Consider the following 18,275-nt stretch of genomic DNA (forward strand, 5'->3'; position numbering starts at 1 on the left):
GTAGGTTTGACATCAACCTAAAACCACCTATCGGGTGGCTGGATATTTACGTTTTGTATCCGAAAATAGCGGCCACTAAGCCGCTGTTTTTTTATGCTATAACCGCCAGCTCATCACCCTGTAATTTAAATACCGCCATACTGGCTGACAATGCATCAGCTTGCTCCTCCAATGAACGCGTCGCCGCAGCGGCCTGTTCGACCAATGTCGCATTCTGCTGTGCAACCTGATCCATTTGAGCAATTGCTACATTCACTTGTTCAATACCGCTGCTTTGCTCATAAGAAGCTGCTGATATCTCGCGCATCAATGCCGTCACGCGGCTGACTTCATCAGCAATCTCATGCATAGTTTTCCCTGCGAATTCAGCCATATCCGCACCTTCCCGCACCCGAGTTTGCGATTCAATAATCAAATCTTTAATTTCTTTTGCTGATTGTGCGCTGCGCTGAGCCAGGTTACGGACTTCGCCCGCGACCACCGCAAAACCCCGCCCCTGCTCACCGGCTCTGGCTGCTTCAACTGCGGCGTTAAGCGCCAGGATATTAGTCTGAAACGCAATGCCGTCAATAACGGCAATAATATCGGAGATGCGGCGCGAACTGGTGGTAATTGCCTGCATTTTATCCACAACATGACTGACGACTTTGCTGCCTTTATTGGCGATGTCCGACACACTCATCGCCAGGCGATTAGCCTGATCTGAGTTTTCAGCATTCATTTTCACTGTCGAGGTCAACTGCTCCATACTGGCCGCAGTCTGTTCTAATGAAGATGCCGATTCTTCGGTTCGTGCGGCTAAATGGTTGTTACCTGCGGCTAACTCCCGCGAACCCACGCCAATTTGCTCACCAACATCGCGCACATTACTGACAGACACCACCAGCGATTGCTGCATGGTTTCCAGTGCTCTTGCCAGCCGAGCCAATTCCGTGTTGCCTTCACTGTTAATACTGTGGGTTAAATCTCCAGCGGCTATATATTCCAACTGATGAATTGATTGCTCCAATGGCCGTAAAATAATGTATTTAAGCGCAAACCAAGCCAGCACTGCAGAAGTTAAGGTAATTATCCCCGCAACCACAATGATCGTCAGTTTGATGCTGGCGTCACTATTGGCTTTATCAATTTGTAGATGGCCAGCATTCTGCGCATAACTGCGAAAAGCCACGACATCATTATTAAAAGCTTTACTGATAGCCGTAATGCTCTTTTCCAGCACCTCATAATACTCATCAGCATGGCCAGCTTTAATAGCAACCAGCATGGGGGTAACACCCTTATCTACATAATCTTTATAGCTTTTCTGGATATTAGTCGCCAGTGTCTGCCCGTCTCCCCGCTCAGATACCGCGCTAATAAAATGGGCCATCTCTTTTTGTGACAATGCCAACGATTCTTCGGCCTGCTTTGCTGTTTCTAATGATTCATCAATCAGCCCAATTTCTAACTGATGGATTGCCAGTGCGGCTTCAGTTCTGGCGCTTAATGTGGCATTGAAGCTATTCGATAATGATCCCAGTTCCTCCCCCTGGATTTGATTGATAACTTGCAATGCGCGTGAGCTTTCTCGAATTGAATTTACGCCAATGATACTAACAATTAATAAAATCAATGACATAAGGCTTAATTGAGCAATAAGCCCATTTTTAATGGTAATCTTTTTTAACATCGGTTTTTTTCCGGTTGTGTGCAAATGGTTAAGATTACAAAGTGTTAGCAGTACAGCGGGCGGTCTTATTGTTTGATCAAGTTATCGGCTATCACAGAGTCGTCTTGAACTGTCACCGGGAAAACAGCTTAAAATAGATGCATTTAGCTAATGACGGGATTTTATCTCAATGAAATAGCCCTGATTCAGGTAATCTCACCGCCATCAAGCAATGAAAAGGACAGGAATTCAGAGAAGACTTGGCTATAATAGCCAGCACTCCATTTCTGGTTTGATAAAAGGAAACCGACATGAGCTTGAACGACGTACCTGCAGGTAAAGACCTGCCAGAAGATATCTATGTTGTGATCGAAATCCCTGCCAATGCAGATCCGATCAAATATGAAATCGATAAAGAGACTGGTTCTCTGTTTGTAGACCGCTTCATGTCTACCGCCATGTTTTATCCGTGCAACTACGGTTACATCAACAACACCTTGTCATTAGATGGGGACCCGGTTGATGTGCTGGTGCCAACGCCGTATCCGTTGCAACCAGGTGCAGTTATTCGTTGCCGCCCAGTTGGCGTGTTGAAAATGACTGACGAAGCGGGCGAAGATGCCAAGCTGGTTGCGGTTCCGCACAGCAAACTGACCAAAGAATATGACCACGTTAAAGACGTTCAAGATCTGCCAGAGCTGCTGAAAGCTCAGATCAAACATTTCTTTGAGCATTATAAAGATCTGGAAAGCGGCAAGTGGGTGAAAGTTGACGGTTGGGAAGATGCCGCCGCAGCTAAAGCTGAGATCTTGTCTTCTTTCGAGCGTGCGAAGAAGTAACCCTCTGTTTTACATTGAAAAAAGTACATAGCAAAAAGCACCTCATGAAGAGGTGCCTTTTGAGTGAACAGCAAAAACACCGCCATTGTGCGGTGTTTTTATTTTTTCTATGGGTGCTTAGCTTTGTGGATTTTCATTTTCTTCATTGCGCTTGAGCCAATCGCCACTGTGAATACGTGGTAACCCTTCAATCGGTAAACGATAAAGATATATCCAGGCACTGCCGTAAGGCGTCTGGATCAATTCACGCCGATAATCCTTAGTATTACTTTTTAGTTCATCTAACTCATTCATAATAGACGAGTTAATACGATAAACTTCACAATGCACGGTACCATCTCCGGGGACAACTGCCGGATAATGACCTAAATTGTACATATCAAAGCCTTCAAGGTCATGCTCGCCCAACAACTGGGCGTCCGTCATCCAGTGACTATTACCTTGCTTGCGCCGTAAACTGCCGTAGACAATAATTCGCATTGTTAGAACTCAAACTGATAAAGCACATCCAATGCCTGATCAATACCAGACACCGCTTCCAGATACAACCTTGGCATCAACCGATAACGTAATGTTAACGTAGCCAGCGAATCAAATATACCCACACCGTATTTTATTTGTAGGTCTTTGGTGACATAACCACTCACCACCACTTGTGAGCTATCGCCAACCCCTTGGGTATCCAGTGCCAGGTTACTGACACCAAATGCTTCGCCGATTTTACCCACTAGTTTACCACTTTGCGCCACACCCATACCGACCAGCATTGAGGTCATCAGGCCGCTGTCGGCCCCTGAATTACCCAAGCCCTGCCCGCGTAATAAATAGGACAATGCTTCTTGCTGCGACATCGCTGGGTCTGAGAATATCTCCAGCCGTGGTGAATCCGCCATGCCGGTCACCCGCACACCTGCCGTCACACCGTTGGCGGTCGCATCAGGGTTACGGATTGCCTCAATATTAAGTAACGGCTGATCCGGTGGCCCGGAAAACAGCAATATCCCTTTGTTAACAATCAAGTCCTGCCCATAAGCGCGGAAGCTACCAGATGGGATATTAATCTGCCCATTCAGCCCCAACCCGCGCTGATCCTGCACCATTTTCAAATCGCCCTGTAGACGCGCTTTCAAGCCAAATGCATTCAGGCGAACATCATTACCCACCCGAATCACCAGATTACTGTTAATCGGAATACTGGTTGAACGCGGTGAAATTGGCTGCAAATCATTATTGAGCATCACTTCATCAGGTGAGACGCCGACAGCACTTTCCGGCACTTCTTGCACGGTAATACGCGCCCATGGGATATCGACCGAGCCATTGAGGGTAAACAGCTGCGGCGTGGCTTCAAAAACAATATCCGGCGAAACATCAATCCGCACCATCGGCGGCACAGTGACCCGCAACTTATTACCTTTAGCCGCAATTCTGGCCCGCCAGGCATTGATATCACGCCAGTCGGCATCGCCGGAAAGATTGAGTTGCCCCTGAGAGGTGCGAATCAGCCCTTCCAGCGTGGAGGTCATCCCGTCAAAATTCATCACCAGACGCCCTTCGGTGATATCAAATGGCATCCAACTGCCATCGACATCCACGTTATCCAGCGCCAAGCGCCCAAAGACTAACGGGCTTTTCGCATTACCGCCCAAACGGAGATTGGCGTTTAATGTCCCCGCGGCTTTTTCACCGTCACTCAGAATCGGGTTAATCATTGCTAGCGAGAAATTACTGATAGCAATGTTACCGGATAAATTACGCCGCCCTTCCGGGTCAGCCACCTGCACCTGCCCGGAGAATTGACCATTATTCACCAACTTAATCAACCAGTCGGCCCGCACCTGCCCATTCGCTATGCCACCATTCAGATTCAGGGTTTCAAAGGCAATCGGCAGCGGGTTGCCCTGCACCATTTGCTGGACTTTGACGCCATTACCACTGAGTGACACCCGCACATCCGGCAAGTTGCCACCGGCGGTCCAATTCACATCCGCTCGCCCGGTAAACACGCCACTCATGGTGGTATCCGGGCCAAGGAAAGGTTTTATCATCGCTAAATCAAAGCGATTAAGGACGACACTCGCCTGCCCACTCGGCCCCGCTTCAATCGCACGCGGTACACAAAGCTCGGCATTCGGGTTAAGCCAACAATGTGGCCCAATGGTGACCCGCTCGAGGGTATTTTGGTAATCCAACGCCATGGCACGGCTTAAGCGCCATTCACCCACCGGTGTATCAAAGCGCGTGTTATTCAGCGTTCCACGCCAACGCTCCTGCTGCCGGTCGAAACTTCCTTCCAGTGCCAACTGGCCGGAAACCGGTTCACCTTGCATATTCAGGCGCAACTGATGCTGTTTTTCACTGCCACGGGCATCCAACGTCAGGAGGCTGACCACCAAGTCAGCTTGTTTGAGTTGCTCGACTCTGATGGCTAACTGGCCCTGAATTTGATCTGTCGAGCGAACATCGCCATCAATTTTGACCCGGTTAATGGTCAATTCTTGCCATTGCAGACGATTCGCAGTGAGATCCGCCAACAACTGCGGCGCTTTCAGGTTCCCGCGTAATTTCAGCGTCCCTTTAACCACACCGCCCAACCCCGGCAACGCGCCATCCAGTTGTGGCGCATCGACATTGGCATCAAGCAGCCAGTTATCATTCAGGTCGCCTTTGACATCCAGCTTATTGCGCCCTAATGCCAGATTGATACCAGGAATATGCCACTGGCCCGCTGCATTGCCGGTCAATGAACCGCGCGCCGTGACGCGATTTTGTTTTACATTGCCGTCCAGTGTTAGCTCCGGCACCTGTAATTGCCAGCTACCGCCGTGGAGACTACCGCGAGTCACAATCTTGCCATCCAGTTTTGCTGGCCATTCCGGCCACTGTTTGGCGGTATTAATGCCTGATAAGGTTAATACCGAGTTCCAACTAATAGCTTTGCTCCAATCCACCACGCCGGTCAGGTCAGTATTCCCCTGCAGTGCCGCCAGACGTAAGCGGGTCAGATTGAATTGCTCGACATTTCCTTTGCCATCCAAAGTGAAAATCGCGGGCGGCAAGTCGGTTCCTTTAAAATCCGAGCGAATGGACAGCGCATAATCTGTCGCCTGCCCATTAAGCCGCATTCTGAGATTATCAAGTTGAAACTGAGGTTCGCCGCTCAGTGGCCAACGCAATTGCTTGCTTTGCAGGGTAAGTGCCATTGGCAAACCCGCCTGCGCCAACGCGGTTTCGGCCTCCAACTGCGCACTGACCGGGCCGGACAAATTAAGCGCGACCTTGAGTTGCTCACGTAGTGCGCCTCCCACAGTCAGCTTCACTCTCTCGCCTTTCAGTGGCTCAATGTTCAACCCACTGTTGACGGTCATACTCAGTGGCCACTTATCCGCCAGTGTTGCCTCACCCTGGGCAGACAATGTCCCCTGTGGCGATTTTATATCGAGTGTATTCAGTATGATACGGTTTGCTTGGGTACTGGCTTGCAGTAAAACACTCGTGATAAGCACATCGGTATCGCCGGTCAGCCGGAGCTGTTGCCCTGAGATCGCTTTAATCTGTAAATCCAGTGGCAGCCGGAAGTCCGGCAGTTCGGGCAATAGCGGCTGGGCAAACAGTTCTTTTAAGGTTTCGCCCAGTGGGGTTTCAGAGGGTGCGGGAGCTGCGGCCTGTTGCTCAACCGCTTCTTTGACGGCGATGGCGGTTTCAACCGCAGGTTTTGCGGCATCAGGAACAATAGCGGGCACGGTTTTCGGCAATGCTATCAATAACCCACTGATTTTAGTCGGCATCAAGTCTAACGCCCGCTGCTGCCAATGTGCGCCGGTACGGAATTCATCCAGCGAAATCGCGGTGTCATCAATAGTCACTTTGACATTATTCAGCGACAGCAAACGTAAGGTAATAGGATACGGGGTACTGAGTTCGCCCATCGGCTCCGTGCTGGCTGGGGTTTCTGCCGCGGGTGGCATAGCTTTGGTATCCACCACCACATCCACATCTTGTGCGGTCAGCGCATTGACGCACAGTTCACTGCGTTTCAAGCATGAGAGCTGTAAAGACAAATGGAACTGCCCGGCTTTGACACTGACACCCGGCATTTGGTACTGAATACCTTTGAGTGTCAGGTCACGCCAGCCCCCGCTGACACTGGCAATATCCAAGCCAGGTACCCAACGCGCGGCACTGTTGATCAAAAAATGCAAACCGCTGGTGGTGCCGAGTAAGCCCGCCACAGTTCCGACCAACAGCAGGATAATGAGCAGAAACGCAATACTGAGTCTCTTTACCCACCTTAGTTTCTTTACCGGCATCGGTTTTTTTACCGGCATCTGTTCCTCTATTTGCGTCGGTTCTTTTATGCGAGTCATAGTTCAGGCCCCAAACCGATATAAAATTGCACGCCACGTGCTTCGTTGTCACCAATAGGTTTCGCGATATCCAGCTTAATCGGGCCAACCGGGGAAGCCCAACGCACCCCGACCCCGGCACCGGTTTTTAAATCACTCTTGCGAATATCATTTACCGCTTCACCGGTATCAACGAATACCGCCCCCCACCATCGGCCGGTAACGTTATATTGATATTCGAGGGAGCCGGTGGCCAATTTAGAGGCGCCGGTTAACTTACCTTCACTGTCGCGCGGAGAAACATCACGGAATTTATAGCCGCGAATGCTACGATCCCCACCGGCGAAGAAACGCAGTGACGGCGGCACACGGTCAAAATTATTGGTTTCAATCCAGCCCAAATTGCCGCGCACGACAAAACGGTTTTTCTCACCCAAGGTGCGTATCCACACGTTTTGCGCCTGGAAGATGCCAAAATCAACATCAGACCCCCAGGTAGTATCAGACCAATCAATGGAATAGCGCTGGCTATCACCCCAGACCGGCATTGCGCCACCGCGCTGGCGGGTACGGTTAATGCTCACCCCCGGATACAGCAGCATGGTGGTGTCCGTCACACTACCCTGAGTAAAGTGATCCAGACTCCAACGCAGGTTGATTGCCCGCTGCCACCCGCTGGATAAATCCCAGAAACGGGCGACGTTAAGGGTGGTGGTATCTGATTTGGTGTCATTCAGATCCGTGCGTTTAAAACCGCCCTGCAACAGGTAATATTGTTCGAGCGGATTTTTTAACAGCGGGATGCGATAGCTGAAATCCAGCGTCTGCTCAGGGGCCGAGAGACTGGTGCTGGTGGTAAGACTGTGGCCGTAGGAGTTCACCCAAGGTTTACGCCAACTGGCGGTCAAACGCGGGCCGACATCCGTCGCATAACCGCCCCCCAACTCCACTGTATTCTCGGTTCGTGGCGTCACGACGGCATCGAGCGGCAAAATTCTGGTTTTTTTCGCATCGCGAAAATCGGGTGAGACCACCACGGAGTTAAACCAGTTAGTCGCAGAAAGACGGCGGTTCAGTTCAGCCAGATCATCCGCGGAGTACAATTGCCCCTCATGAAATGGCACTAAATTTTGCAGAAAATCCTCACGGATTTGCGAGCCTTGAAAGATAACTTTACCGAAGCGATAGCGCTCGCCGCTGTCGAAATCAATATCCCAGAAAGCTTGGCGCAGTTCTGCGGCAACGCCTAGCTGGCTTTTGATCATATTGGCATCGAAATAACCCCGGCGTAATGCCAGGCCGGTCAATGAACTTTTAAAATTATCAAAATCGCCATGATTAAGCACCGAGCCAATTTTGGGTGTATCGCGGCGTACCAGCGCCTGATAGTCGGGATCAGTTTTCGCCCCACCTTGCAGCACGATATCCACACCGGCAATCAAGACTGGCTCTCCGGGAACCACTTTGGCGATTAAAACTGACCGTGCGGGCGCTGGGCGCTGTTGTAAATCAAAAGTGATGGTGGGGTCGTAATACCCCAAAGCACGTAGCCCCTGACGAATAGCTTCATCCACCCGCGCGCGAAAACGCCCATCAGCCGTGATTTCATCAGTGCCAATTGTTGATAAACGCGCCCTGACGTTTCTCTCTAAATCCCCGCTAAGACCCTCGACCTGCAACCGAACATTGGCCGCATAGGCGATAGGTGTGGCGAGCAATACACACAAAAAGCATAGAATAGGGTATCGTGGCACGCGAACTCCTGATTAGGTCTACTTTCCTGTAAAAAACGATCTTGCGGGCATGTGTGAAAAAAAAGTCCAATCAAACACACTATACTCTAAATAATTCGAGTTGCAGGAAGGCGGCAAGCGAGAGAAACCCGATGAACTTACTGTTTTGTAAGTGATTTGGGTGATTGAACGTAGCCAACGCACATGCAGCTTGAAGTATGACGAGTATATTATCCCGCGTACAAAGACCGATCTAAGCCTATTACCCCTAAAACTCCACCTTAAGTCGCTATATTAACGTGGAGTGAGTCTTATTGTGTGCAAACTCGCAATCAGATACAACTATCTATAACCATTCACTGTAAACATCTTGTTAGTTATTTACTGTAAACTTAGGATTAACTGTAAACGTCGGAGTCTATTGTGGTGCAAAATTTTGATAAAACTACCGTCATTGATGTGGCGAATGCTTTACCGGGGCGACTGACACCGATGCCAGTAGCAACTCTCCATGTGGTTAATGGGCACTCCATGACGCATATCCCTGAAAATATGGAAGTTGCCATCTTCGCCATGGGCTGTTTCTGGGGTGTCGAGCGCCTGTTTTGGCAGCAACCAGGCGTTTATAGTACTGCCACAGGCTACAGTGGTGGATATACCCCAAACCCAACCTATCATGAAGTGTGTAGCGGGCGTACCGCTCATGCCGAAGTGGTGCGCGTGGTTTTTGACCCCGCCATGATTAGCTATAAACAGCTATTACAAATTTTCTGGGAAAATCACGACCCCGCTCAAGGAATGCGTCAAGGGGGTGATGTCGGAACTCAATATCGTTCAGCCATTTACGTGCTGACACCCGAGCAGGAAGCGCAAGCGCAAGAGAGCAAAGCACTGTTCCAGCAAGCCATGGAAAAAGCCGGTGACCGCCGGGTGATTACCAGTGAAATCGCCACCGCCCTACCGTTTTACTATGCCGAAGATGACCACCAGCAGTATTTATACAAAAATCCGCAGGGATATTGTGGCCTGGGTGGCATTGGCGTTTGTATGCCACCTAATTTGTAAGGCTGGCGGCGCTCTTGCCGCTGCTGCTATACTACTACGGGCTGTTTACTCAGCCCGATAGCGGCTTTCTGCCGTCATCTTGAATTCAACATTGAACTCATTAGAATTCATCAAAAATAATTGAATTAACCGAAAATAACAGTATGGCCCTTCCTTACGATCGCCGGCGCTATCGTCGGTACGACACGGACAGATTATGTTAAACAGTATTTTACTGATTCTATTTTTAATCGCAGTGAGTGCTTTCTTCTCGTTATCAGAGATTTCACTGGCAGCATCGCGAAAAATTAAATTAAAACTTCTGGCGGACGAAGGCGACATCAACGCCTTACGGGTTCTTAAATTACAAGAGACCCCTGGGATCTTCTTCACCGTTGTCCAGATTGGGCTGAATGCCGTTGCAATCCTCGGCGGTATTGTCGGTGATGCCGCATTCTCCCCTACTTTCAAAGTGGTATTCGAACGCATTATGTCGCCGGAGCTTGCTGATCAAGTCAGTTTCATTTGCTCATTTGTTCTGGTGACCAGCTTATTTATCTTGTTTGCAGATTTAACCCCGAAGCGCATCGGTATGATTTCACCTGAAGCGGTTGCCGTTCGGATCGTCAACCCGATGCGTTTCTGCATAATGATTTGTCGCCCATTAGTTTGGTTCTTCAATGGGATGGCGAATCTAATCTTCCGCCTATTCAAGCTGCCAATGGTTCGCAATGACGATATAACATCGGATGATATCTACGCCGTGGTGGAGGCCGGTGCATTGGCGGGGGTATTACGCAAACAAGAGCACGAGCTGATTGAAAACGTCTTTGAGCTGGAATCTCGCACCGTCCCCTCTTCCATGACATCCCGCGAAAGTGTGATTTATTTTGATCTGCGGGAAAGTGAAGACAGCATCAAAGAAAAGATTTCGACCCATCCGCATTCAAAATTTTTGGTCTGTGATGGTCATATCGATCAAGTGGTGGGTTATGTTGACTCCAAAGACTTGCTGAACCGGGTGTTGGGCAACCAAAGTTTGGTGCTCAGCAGTGGGGTGCAAATCCGCTCGGCGTTGATTGTGCCGGATACACTGACACTCTCTGAAGCCCTGGAAAGCTTTAAAACGGCGGGTGAAGACTTCGCGGTTATTCTCAACGAATATGCTTTGGTCGTGGGGATAATTACCCTGAATGACGTGATGACCACACTGATGGGTGATTTAGTCGGCCAAGGGCAAGAAGAACAGATTGTGGCTCGTGATGAAAACTCGTGGCTGATTGAGGGGGGGACCCCGATTGAAGATGTCATGCGCGTTCTGCATATTGATGAATTCCCGCAATCCGGCAATTATGAAACCATCGGCGGTTTTATGATGTATATGCTGCGCAAAATTCCCAAGCGCACCGATTTCGTCAAGTATGCCGGTTACAAGTTTGAAGTGGTAGACATTGATAGCTACAAAATCGACCAGTTATTAGTGACCAGATTCAGTGACCAGCCGACCCCCATATTGCCAAAAGCGCCGCATGAAAGCAGCGATGCATAGCCGGCCAGCTAACCAAAATCGTGATTCCTGAAAACATTAGCGGCCCCTAATTAGGGGCCGCAATTCAATTGGTTGGGGATGTGACTAAATTTCAGTTTGTAGGCGCATCACTTGCCGGTTAACTTCCGACATCACCTCAAAGTGGCGTTTATCCCTAACTTTTGGGATTAAAATTTTGCCCTTATCAAACTCAAAAGCCCCCATATCCTTGATATACAACCGGCCGCGAAACAGTGTTTTGACATACATCGCGATTTTTGCCGGATTGTAACGTTGGAAGATCCTCATTGTTTTACTTTCCTCCCATAGCACTGATACACACCCTTTAGCGCCTTAGCGACCAAGATCACAGGTAGCGTAAGATAATTGCAGAGTAATAGACCAAGAGTATGGCGTTAAGTTCCCACAAAACTAGTCATTGATGCTGGATTTACACAATATTACAGTGTAATTGAGAGAGAATGAGAGTTTGTAACAGAATAACCATCTAGTCACTGTCAGAAATAATTATTTTAGACAAACAGGACAGACCTCTGATCTGCACCTATTATTGGGAAACTTACCTGTTCACAGGAATAAGTACCGACATGACTCATAATAGCCATAAGATCCAAAAGGACATCCCATGATAAAAAATAGCCTGCTTATATTATCGCTGCTTTTCACCCCATTCATGGCCAGCGCTCTCACTATTCAAATTGACCAGCGAGTACCGCCGGTAGGTGTCAGCGATAAAGGCGAATTAAATTATGATAAGGCTACTGATCAGTTTAGCTACAAAAACTGGAATAGCGCGCAATTGCCCGGAAAAGTGCGAGTTGTCCAGCATATTGCGGGCCGCACATCAGCAAAAGAACTGAATGCGCCGTTAGTGGAAGCGATCAAGCACGCTAATTTGCCACACGAACATTACCAAACGACGACAATCGTCAATACCGATGACGCCATCTTCGGCACCGCGGTATTTGTGCGTAATAGTATTGAAACCAATAAGCGGGAATTCCCTTGGTCGCAGTTTGTGGTCGACAGCACCGGGAATGTCAAAAAGGCTTGGGGGTTAGCGGAGAAAGGCTCGGCTATTGTGGTACTGGATCAACAAGGAAATGTTAAATTTTTCAAGGACGGGGCTCTAACCCCCGCAGAAGTGCAGCAGGTCATCGACCAACTGCACCAGCTAGTGAAACAATAAAATTAGAACAAAGACACCCGAAAGCCGGGGTTCAGGAAAGATTCACGGGGGGTATAAGACAGCGGTTTACCCTGCCAATCGTGCACCTGCGCTCCGGCAGCCATCGCCACAGCATGCCCGGCGGCGGTATCCCACACATTGGTTGGCCCAAAGCGAGGGTACAGTTGCGCCTTGCCTTCGGCGACCAGACAAAACTTGAGTGATGAACCGACTGATACCGTCTGATGCTCACCCAATTGTGCCAAATAATCTTCCAGTTCAGCATCACTGTGGGAGCGGCTGACCACCACCAGCGGTGGCACGGCATCACGCACTTCAATCTGCATACGCCGACCACACTCTTCTTTCCACGCTTGGCCGTTTTCCGCGCTGTACATCACCTCCGTCACCGGGGCGTAAACCACCCCCAACACCGGCACCCCTTGGTCAATCAGGGCGATATTGACGGTAAACTCGCCATTACGGTTCAGGAATTCCTTGGTACCATCCAGAGGGTCAACCAGCCAATAGCGCTGCCAATGCTGCCGCACCGCCCAAGTCGGTGGATCTTCTTCTGATAACAGCGGGATATCGGGGGTCAATACCGCTAACCCGGTTTTGATAATCTGGTGAGCGGCGAGATCCGCCGCCGTAACCGGCGAATCATCTTTTTTCTGGGCCACATCAAGGGGCTTCTCGCCCTGATAGACCGCCATAATCGCCACGCCTGCCTCGCGGGCCAACTGGCAAATTTGCTCTAACATCATCCACCCCTTGGTATTATGAGTCATGTCGAATATTGATAGTGGTGCTTAAATCCATAAGGGTTCCAGTAAGAACTCACTCTATATTCATTTTAGAACGCAAAGCTAAAATAAAAATTAATCATTACCAAGCCGAGCATCCCTTTGGCAGACTAATAATTTTCCAGCCAAATAGCCACCTTTGCGGGGTAATCCTTAATAAAATCAGGGGAATTAACCTGCTGCAACTGTGAGCATCTCGGCGTTATCTGACAGCATTTTCTGCCAAACTTCACACTTTGCTATGACGACCTATTAAATTTACATATTCTTTTGCGATACAGGTCGAATTGTTTTCTTAATGGAAAAGACACAATGGAGAAAGCCATGTTTAAGCGTCCGCTGACGTTATCCCTCCTTGCCAGCCTGATTGCTGTCGTAACCTCAACCGCGCAGGCCGCTACTGTTGATTTGCGCGTACTGGAAACCACCGACCTGCACAGCAATATGATGGATTTCGATTACTACAAAGATAAACCTACCGAGAAGTTTGGTCTGGTTCGCACCGCAAGCCTCATTGAAGCCGCTCGCCAACAAGCCACTAACAGTGTGCTGGTGGACAATGGCGACCTGATTCAGGGTAGCCCATTGGGTGATTATATGGCCGCCAAAGGGCTAAAGGCCGGTGAGATTCACCCTGTTTATAAGGCAATGAACACTCTGGATTATGCCGTGGGCAACATCGGCAACCATGAATTTAATTATGGCCTGGATTATCTGAAAAAATCACTGGCGGGAGCCAAATTCCCCTATGTGAATGCCAACGTTATTGATGTAAAAACAGGTAAACCGCTGTTTCAGCCCTATTTAATTGTCGACACTCCGGTCAAAGATCGCGACGGGAAAAGCCATAATCTGCGTATCGGCTATATTGGTTTTGTGCCCCCGCAAGTCATGATATGGGATAAAGCCAACCTCAGCGGCAAAGTCACCGTCGATGACATCACCGAAACCGCCAAAAAATGGGTGCCGCAAATGCGCCAACAGGGTGCGGATTTAGTGGTCGCCATCCCCCACTCTGGCCTCTCCAGTGACCCTTACAAAACCATGGCGGAAAACTCGGTTTACTACCTCAGTCAAGTGCCGGGAATTGATGCCATTATGTTTGGTCATGCCCATGCCGTCTTCCCGAGCAAAGATTTTGCCGCTATCAAAGGTGCGGACATCGCGCAGGGAACATTAAACGGTATCCCAGCAGTGATGCCCGGCCAATGGGGTGACCATCTGGGTGTGGTTGATTTTGTGTTGAATAATGACCAAGGTTCCTGGCAGGTGACTCAAGCTAAGGCCGAAGCCCGCCCTATCTTTGATAAAGCCACACAAAAATCATTAGCTGCCGAGAATACCAACTTGGTCAAAGTGTTAGCAGCCGATCACCAAGGCACCCGTGATTTTGTCAGCCAGCCGATTGGTAAAGCCTCGGATAATATGTACAGTTATTTGTCACTGATCCAAGACGATCCGACTGTACAAATTGTCAATAATGCCCAACGCGCTTATACCGAGCACTTTATTCAGGGCGATCCTGATTTAGCTGATTTACCGGTGCTGTCTGCCGCCGCGCCCTTTAAAGCCGGTGGTCGTAAGAATGACCCTGCCAGTTTTGTCGAGGTGGAAAAAGGCGAGCTGACCTTCCGCAATGCCGCCGATTTGTATCTTTACCCGAACACCTTAGTGGTGGTCAAAGCCAGTGGCGCGGACGTCAAACAATGGCTGGAGTGCTCTGCCGCGCAATTTAATCAAATTGATGTCAACAGCAGCAAGCCGCAATCGCTGATTAATTGGGATGGCTTCCGGACCTATAATTTCGATGTTATCGACGGGGTTAACTATGAAATTGATGTCAGCCAACCCGCTCGCTATGATGGCGAATGTGTGCTGATTAATGACAAAGCCGAGCGCATCAAAAATCTGACTTTCAACGGGAAACCTATTGATCCGCAAGCGACTTTCCTGATTGCGACCAACAATTATCGCGCCTATAGCGGTAAGTTTGCTGGTACCGGTGATAGCCATATCGCCTTCGCCTCACCGGATGAAAACCGGGCGGTTTTGTCAGCTTATATCAGTGCGGAAACCAAAAAACATGGGCAAGTCACCCCGCAAGCAGATAACAACTGGCGTCTGGCGAATATTGAGAGTCAGCACCCGCTGGATATCCGCTTTGAAACCTCGCCAAGTGCTAAAGCCGCTGAATTTATTAAGCAAAAAGCACAATACCCAATGAAAGCAATGGGTACTGACGAGATTGGTTTTGAAGTGTATCAAGTTGATTTACAGAAGAAATAACCTGAATTGATGGATTAAAACGCAAAAAGGGCGACATGATGTCGCCCTTTTTTATGTCACTGCGCGCGAAAATTACAGAATGTCCAGCAGTTCCACTTCAAACATCAATGCGCTGAATGGTGGGATAGTCGCACCCGCACCACGCTCGCCGTAAGCCAGGTTGTGCGGGATGTACAGCTTCCACTTCGACCCCACTGGCATCATGGACAGAGCTTCAATCCAACCGGGAATGACACCACTGACTGGGAACTCTGCAGGTTGGCCGCGCTCAACTGAGCTATCAAATACCGTGCCATCAACCAGGCGGCCAGTATAGTGCACACGTACACGGTCCTGGCGAGATGGAATTGGGCCATCACCCGCCTGTAATACGGAGAATTGTAACCCGGACTCGGTGGTGGTGACATCATCACGCTTGGCATTTTCTTCCAGGAATGTTTTGCCTTCTTCTACCAAGGCCTGCTGGCGCTCAACGCGCACTTTATCAGCCTTTTCATGCACTTCTTGCAGCGCGCGATGTATCACATCAACAGGGACAGTCGGTGTATTCCCTTCCATCGCGTCACGCAAACCTGCCAACAGTGCTTCTGGCAGTAAACCTTCCAGCCCGGACTCTTGCAATTGCTGCCCGATTTGTAAACCAATTCCGTAGCTCGCTTGCGCTTCAACGCTATCAAAAGAAGGGGTTGTCATGGATTTTCCTTTAGTCGCTTATCATGTCGAAGCCGCCAGCATAACAGCAGCAGGGGAGCGCGGTAAAATCTTGCTTCGCGAATGATGACTTTTGTCGTAGAAAAAGAAACAATAATAGCTGGCCCTTCATAATATTCTGTCTTTTGGCATCAGTCAGTTAGCCACTTAACCCAATTTCAAGCAAGAAGGGTTATACTTAGAGGCCTATAGGTATCGTGCCATTTTATTATTTATGTCGTTTTACGTTGTTGAAGAGAGGTCATCATGGGCAGAATCGCGCCCAGGAGAAGGAAAAACACTCGAGTTTATCAGCCATTGTTGCACACTTGGCTGAGTATCAGGCAGAGGGTCTTGCCGGCGACTAAAAATGCTGATGATCAAAATCTGATGTCAGAAATCAGTGCGTCTGAACACATTTCTCCCGCTGAGGATATCGCCTCGACTGAAAATAATGTGTCCCCAGAAACGGTTGCGGCAGCTGAACAGGGAAAAGGAATTAAAGGACTGTTACTGAAAATCTGGCATTTGCCGGACAGTTTTGAGTGGATGGAGCCTTTGCCTCTCTTTCACCGCCGCTGGGTCATTATTGCGACCACGGTATTACTGCTGGCACTGCTGTGGCCGGTTTCCCGTGATAACACCAATAACACCTTCCCGGTGAGTGCGCCATCCACTGACGTGCCGCTACAGGCCCAATTACAAGGTCATCTTGATGCTCCGCCACCTCCAACGGTGGCGTCGCCACAGACACCGCCGTTACAGGGGAACTGGCAGAGTTATCAGATTCAGTCAGGGAAAACCCTGGCGCAGCTGTTCCGCGATAATAACTTGCCGGTGAATGAAGTTTTTGCGATGGCGCAAGTTGAAGGGAATGATAAACCGCTCAGTAACCTCAAAGCCGGGCAAGAAGTTAAAATCATGCTGGATGCAGAAGGTGTGGTCGCGGCTCTGGCCATTGAATCCGCCAATAGTACCGAAGTGCTATTTAGCCGGCAAAACGATGGCAGTTATCGTCGCGAACGTTAACCCCAGCCGCCCATAACCTCTTCTGTTTAACCCCTTATTTTCTTTGATAGTGTTATCCCGCCGCTCCCGAGGTAGGTTGTTTCTGGATGGTTCACTCCATCCATAACACCAGAAAATACTCATAAGGGAGTGATTATGAAATATAAATTACCTTGTTTGTTCCTATTCTTTGCACCATTTAGCGCATTGGCCACACTGCATTGCCCAGCGATCAATGAAATCAAACACGGAGCGGGCGTCTATACCGCGGTAGCTGCGGATAACACTGAGTGGAGTGGAACCTTGCAAGGAGAGCTTCCCCAATTCGGTACTATCAAAGACTTCAGTGAAGCCATGATGATTGTCGAGGGCAGCAGTGAGGAGAAACGGGGGAAATTTCAAAAATGTACCTATAACTTACATGCTGAAGGTAAGCAGATAGATATGTTCTATGAAAACAAAGCCTGGCTGGCATCGATTAGCGATAAACCGCATTGGAAATACGAACAGGGTGGGTTTTTGAACTATTACACGTGTTCTGGCGTCGCCCCTGAGGTATGCCAGTTTGATATTGTGGCGGCCAGCGCTACATTCTAACCTCTGTTCGAAACCCCACGTATTATCTAAATATCCCTTTCGCCAGAAAGCAAAACGCCAGCACAAGGCTGGCGTTTTAGCAGGTTACAGCAGCATCACTTATGCTTCTGGAACCACGATCACGTTCAGTTTAGCGAATACGTCGCTGTGTACCTGGAAGTGAACTTCATGCTCACCAGTGGTACGCAGAACGCCATTCGGCAAACGAACTTCGCTCTTGGCCACTTCAACGCCAGCTGCAGTTACAGCGTCTGCGATGTCGCGAGTACCGATAGAGCCGAACAGTTTGCCTTCATCGCCAGATTTAGAAGCGATAGTAACGCTAACCAGTTCGTTAATTTTAGCAGCGCGAGCTTCAGCAGCAGCCAGAACGCCAGCCAATTTGGCTTCCAATTCTGCACGGCGTGCTTCAAAGAACTCTACGTTTTTCTTAGTTGCCGGAACAGCTTTACCTTGTGGAACCAAGAAGTTACGAGCGTAGCCCGCTTTAACATTCACTTGGTCACCCAGGCTGCCCAGGTTTGCTACTTTATCAAGCAGAATAACTTGCATTACCTT

General features: G+C 49.2%; 15 protein-coding genes. 7 read left to right on the forward strand and 8 right to left on the reverse strand.

Annotated elements, in window-relative coordinates; genetic code table 11:
• Positions 1-91 precede the first annotated feature (91 nt).
• Positions 92-1,672, reverse strand: coding sequence for a methyl-accepting chemotaxis protein (locus DX162_RS03885; protein ID WP_004389205.1), 1,581 nt, complete (start codon positions 1,670-1,672; stop codon positions 92-94).
• A gap of 290 nt (positions 1,673-1,962) precedes the next feature.
• Here DX162_RS03885 and ppa point away from each other — a divergent pair, with 290 nt between their 5' ends.
• Complete coding sequence (gene ppa, locus DX162_RS03890) at positions 1,963-2,490, forward strand: inorganic diphosphatase (RefSeq protein ID WP_004389204.1); 528 nt, start codon at positions 1,963-1,965, stop codon at positions 2,488-2,490.
• Between the two features lie 117 nt (positions 2,491-2,607).
• On the opposite strand, the gene DX162_RS03895 is transcribed toward ppa, so the two are convergent.
• The 3 genes from DX162_RS03895 to tamA are packed head-to-tail and all read right to left on the reverse strand — an operon-like array spanning position 2,608 to position 8,590.
• The gene (locus DX162_RS03895) at positions 2,608-2,970 is read right to left on the reverse strand and encodes a gamma-glutamylcyclotransferase family protein (protein WP_004389203.1); all 363 of its coding nucleotides are present in this window, start codon (positions 2,968-2,970) and stop codon (positions 2,608-2,610) included.
• A 2-nt stretch (positions 2,971-2,972) separates the two neighbouring features.
• Positions 2,973-6,800 (reverse strand): autotransporter assembly complex protein TamB, encoded by a 3,828-nt coding sequence (tamB, locus tag DX162_RS03900; RefSeq protein ID WP_193754088.1) that lies wholly within the window; start codon positions 6,798-6,800, stop codon positions 2,973-2,975.
• Between the two features lie 53 nt (positions 6,801-6,853).
• On the reverse strand, positions 6,854-8,590 hold the full coding sequence (gene tamA / locus DX162_RS03905; RefSeq protein WP_032819262.1) for an autotransporter assembly complex protein TamA: 1,737 nt from the start codon (positions 8,588-8,590) through the stop codon (positions 6,854-6,856).
• A gap of 405 nt (positions 8,591-8,995) precedes the next feature.
• On the opposite strand from tamA, the gene msrA reads away from it, so the two are divergent.
• Both msrA and paeA read left to right on the forward strand, forming a co-directional pair.
• Positions 8,996-9,634, forward strand: coding sequence for a peptide-methionine (S)-S-oxide reductase MsrA (gene msrA, locus DX162_RS03915; RefSeq protein WP_080548369.1), 639 nt, complete (start codon positions 8,996-8,998; stop codon positions 9,632-9,634).
• A 196-nt stretch (positions 9,635-9,830) separates the two neighbouring features.
• On the forward strand, positions 9,831-11,162 hold the full coding sequence (gene paeA, locus DX162_RS03920) for a polyamine export protein PaeA (RefSeq protein WP_004392501.1): 1,332 nt from the start codon (positions 9,831-9,833) through the stop codon (positions 11,160-11,162).
• An 84-nt stretch (positions 11,163-11,246) separates the two neighbouring features.
• On the opposite strand, the gene DX162_RS03925 is transcribed toward paeA, so the two are convergent.
• Positions 11,247-11,450, reverse strand: a complete 204-nt coding sequence (locus DX162_RS03925) for a DUF1107 domain-containing protein (protein WP_011815437.1) — start codon at positions 11,448-11,450, stop codon at positions 11,247-11,249.
• 337 nt (positions 11,451-11,787) lie between these two features.
• Here DX162_RS03925 and DX162_RS03930 point away from each other — a divergent pair, with 337 nt between their 5' ends.
• On the forward strand, positions 11,788-12,351 hold the full coding sequence (locus DX162_RS03930) for a YtfJ family protein (protein ID WP_032820831.1): 564 nt from the start codon (positions 11,788-11,790) through the stop codon (positions 12,349-12,351).
• Between the two features lie 2 nt (positions 12,352-12,353).
• Here the strand turns inward: DX162_RS03930 and cysQ are convergent, their stop codons facing one another.
• Positions 12,354-13,094 (reverse strand): 3'(2'),5'-bisphosphate nucleotidase CysQ, encoded by a 741-nt coding sequence (cysQ, locus tag DX162_RS03935; protein ID WP_032820830.1) that lies wholly within the window; start codon positions 13,092-13,094, stop codon positions 12,354-12,356.
• A gap of 354 nt (positions 13,095-13,448) precedes the next feature.
• Here cysQ and DX162_RS03940 point away from each other — a divergent pair, with 354 nt between their 5' ends.
• A complete protein-coding gene (locus DX162_RS03940; protein ID WP_004392496.1) occupies positions 13,449-15,422 on the forward strand; it encodes a bifunctional 2',3'-cyclic-nucleotide 2'-phosphodiesterase/3'-nucleotidase in 1,974 nt (657 codons plus the stop codon).
• A 72-nt stretch (positions 15,423-15,494) separates the two neighbouring features.
• On the opposite strand, the gene DX162_RS03945 is transcribed toward DX162_RS03940, so the two are convergent.
• Positions 15,495-16,115, reverse strand: a complete 621-nt coding sequence (locus DX162_RS03945) for a BamJ family beta-barrel-assembly machinery protein (protein WP_004392495.1) — start codon at positions 16,113-16,115, stop codon at positions 15,495-15,497.
• Positions 16,116-16,379: 264 nt separating this feature from the next.
• On the opposite strand from DX162_RS03945, the gene DX162_RS03950 reads away from it, so the two are divergent.
• The gene (locus DX162_RS03950) at positions 16,380-17,141 is read left to right on the forward strand and encodes an OapA family protein (RefSeq protein WP_032820829.1); all 762 of its coding nucleotides are present in this window, start codon (positions 16,380-16,382) and stop codon (positions 17,139-17,141) included.
• 135 nt (positions 17,142-17,276) lie between these two features.
• Positions 17,277-17,717, forward strand: a complete 441-nt coding sequence (locus tag DX162_RS03955) for a DUF3757 domain-containing protein (protein ID WP_004392493.1) — start codon at positions 17,277-17,279, stop codon at positions 17,715-17,717.
• Positions 17,718-17,816: 99 nt separating this feature from the next.
• On the opposite strand, the gene rplI is transcribed toward DX162_RS03955, so the two are convergent.
• Positions 17,817-18,269, reverse strand: a complete 453-nt coding sequence (gene rplI, locus DX162_RS03960) for a 50S ribosomal protein L9 (RefSeq protein ID WP_004392492.1) — start codon at positions 18,267-18,269, stop codon at positions 17,817-17,819.
• Positions 18,270-18,275 lie beyond the last annotated feature (6 nt).

This window comes from Yersinia kristensenii (assembly GCF_900460525.1).
Classification (GTDB): Bacteria; Pseudomonadota; Gammaproteobacteria; order Enterobacterales; family Enterobacteriaceae; genus Yersinia; species Yersinia kristensenii.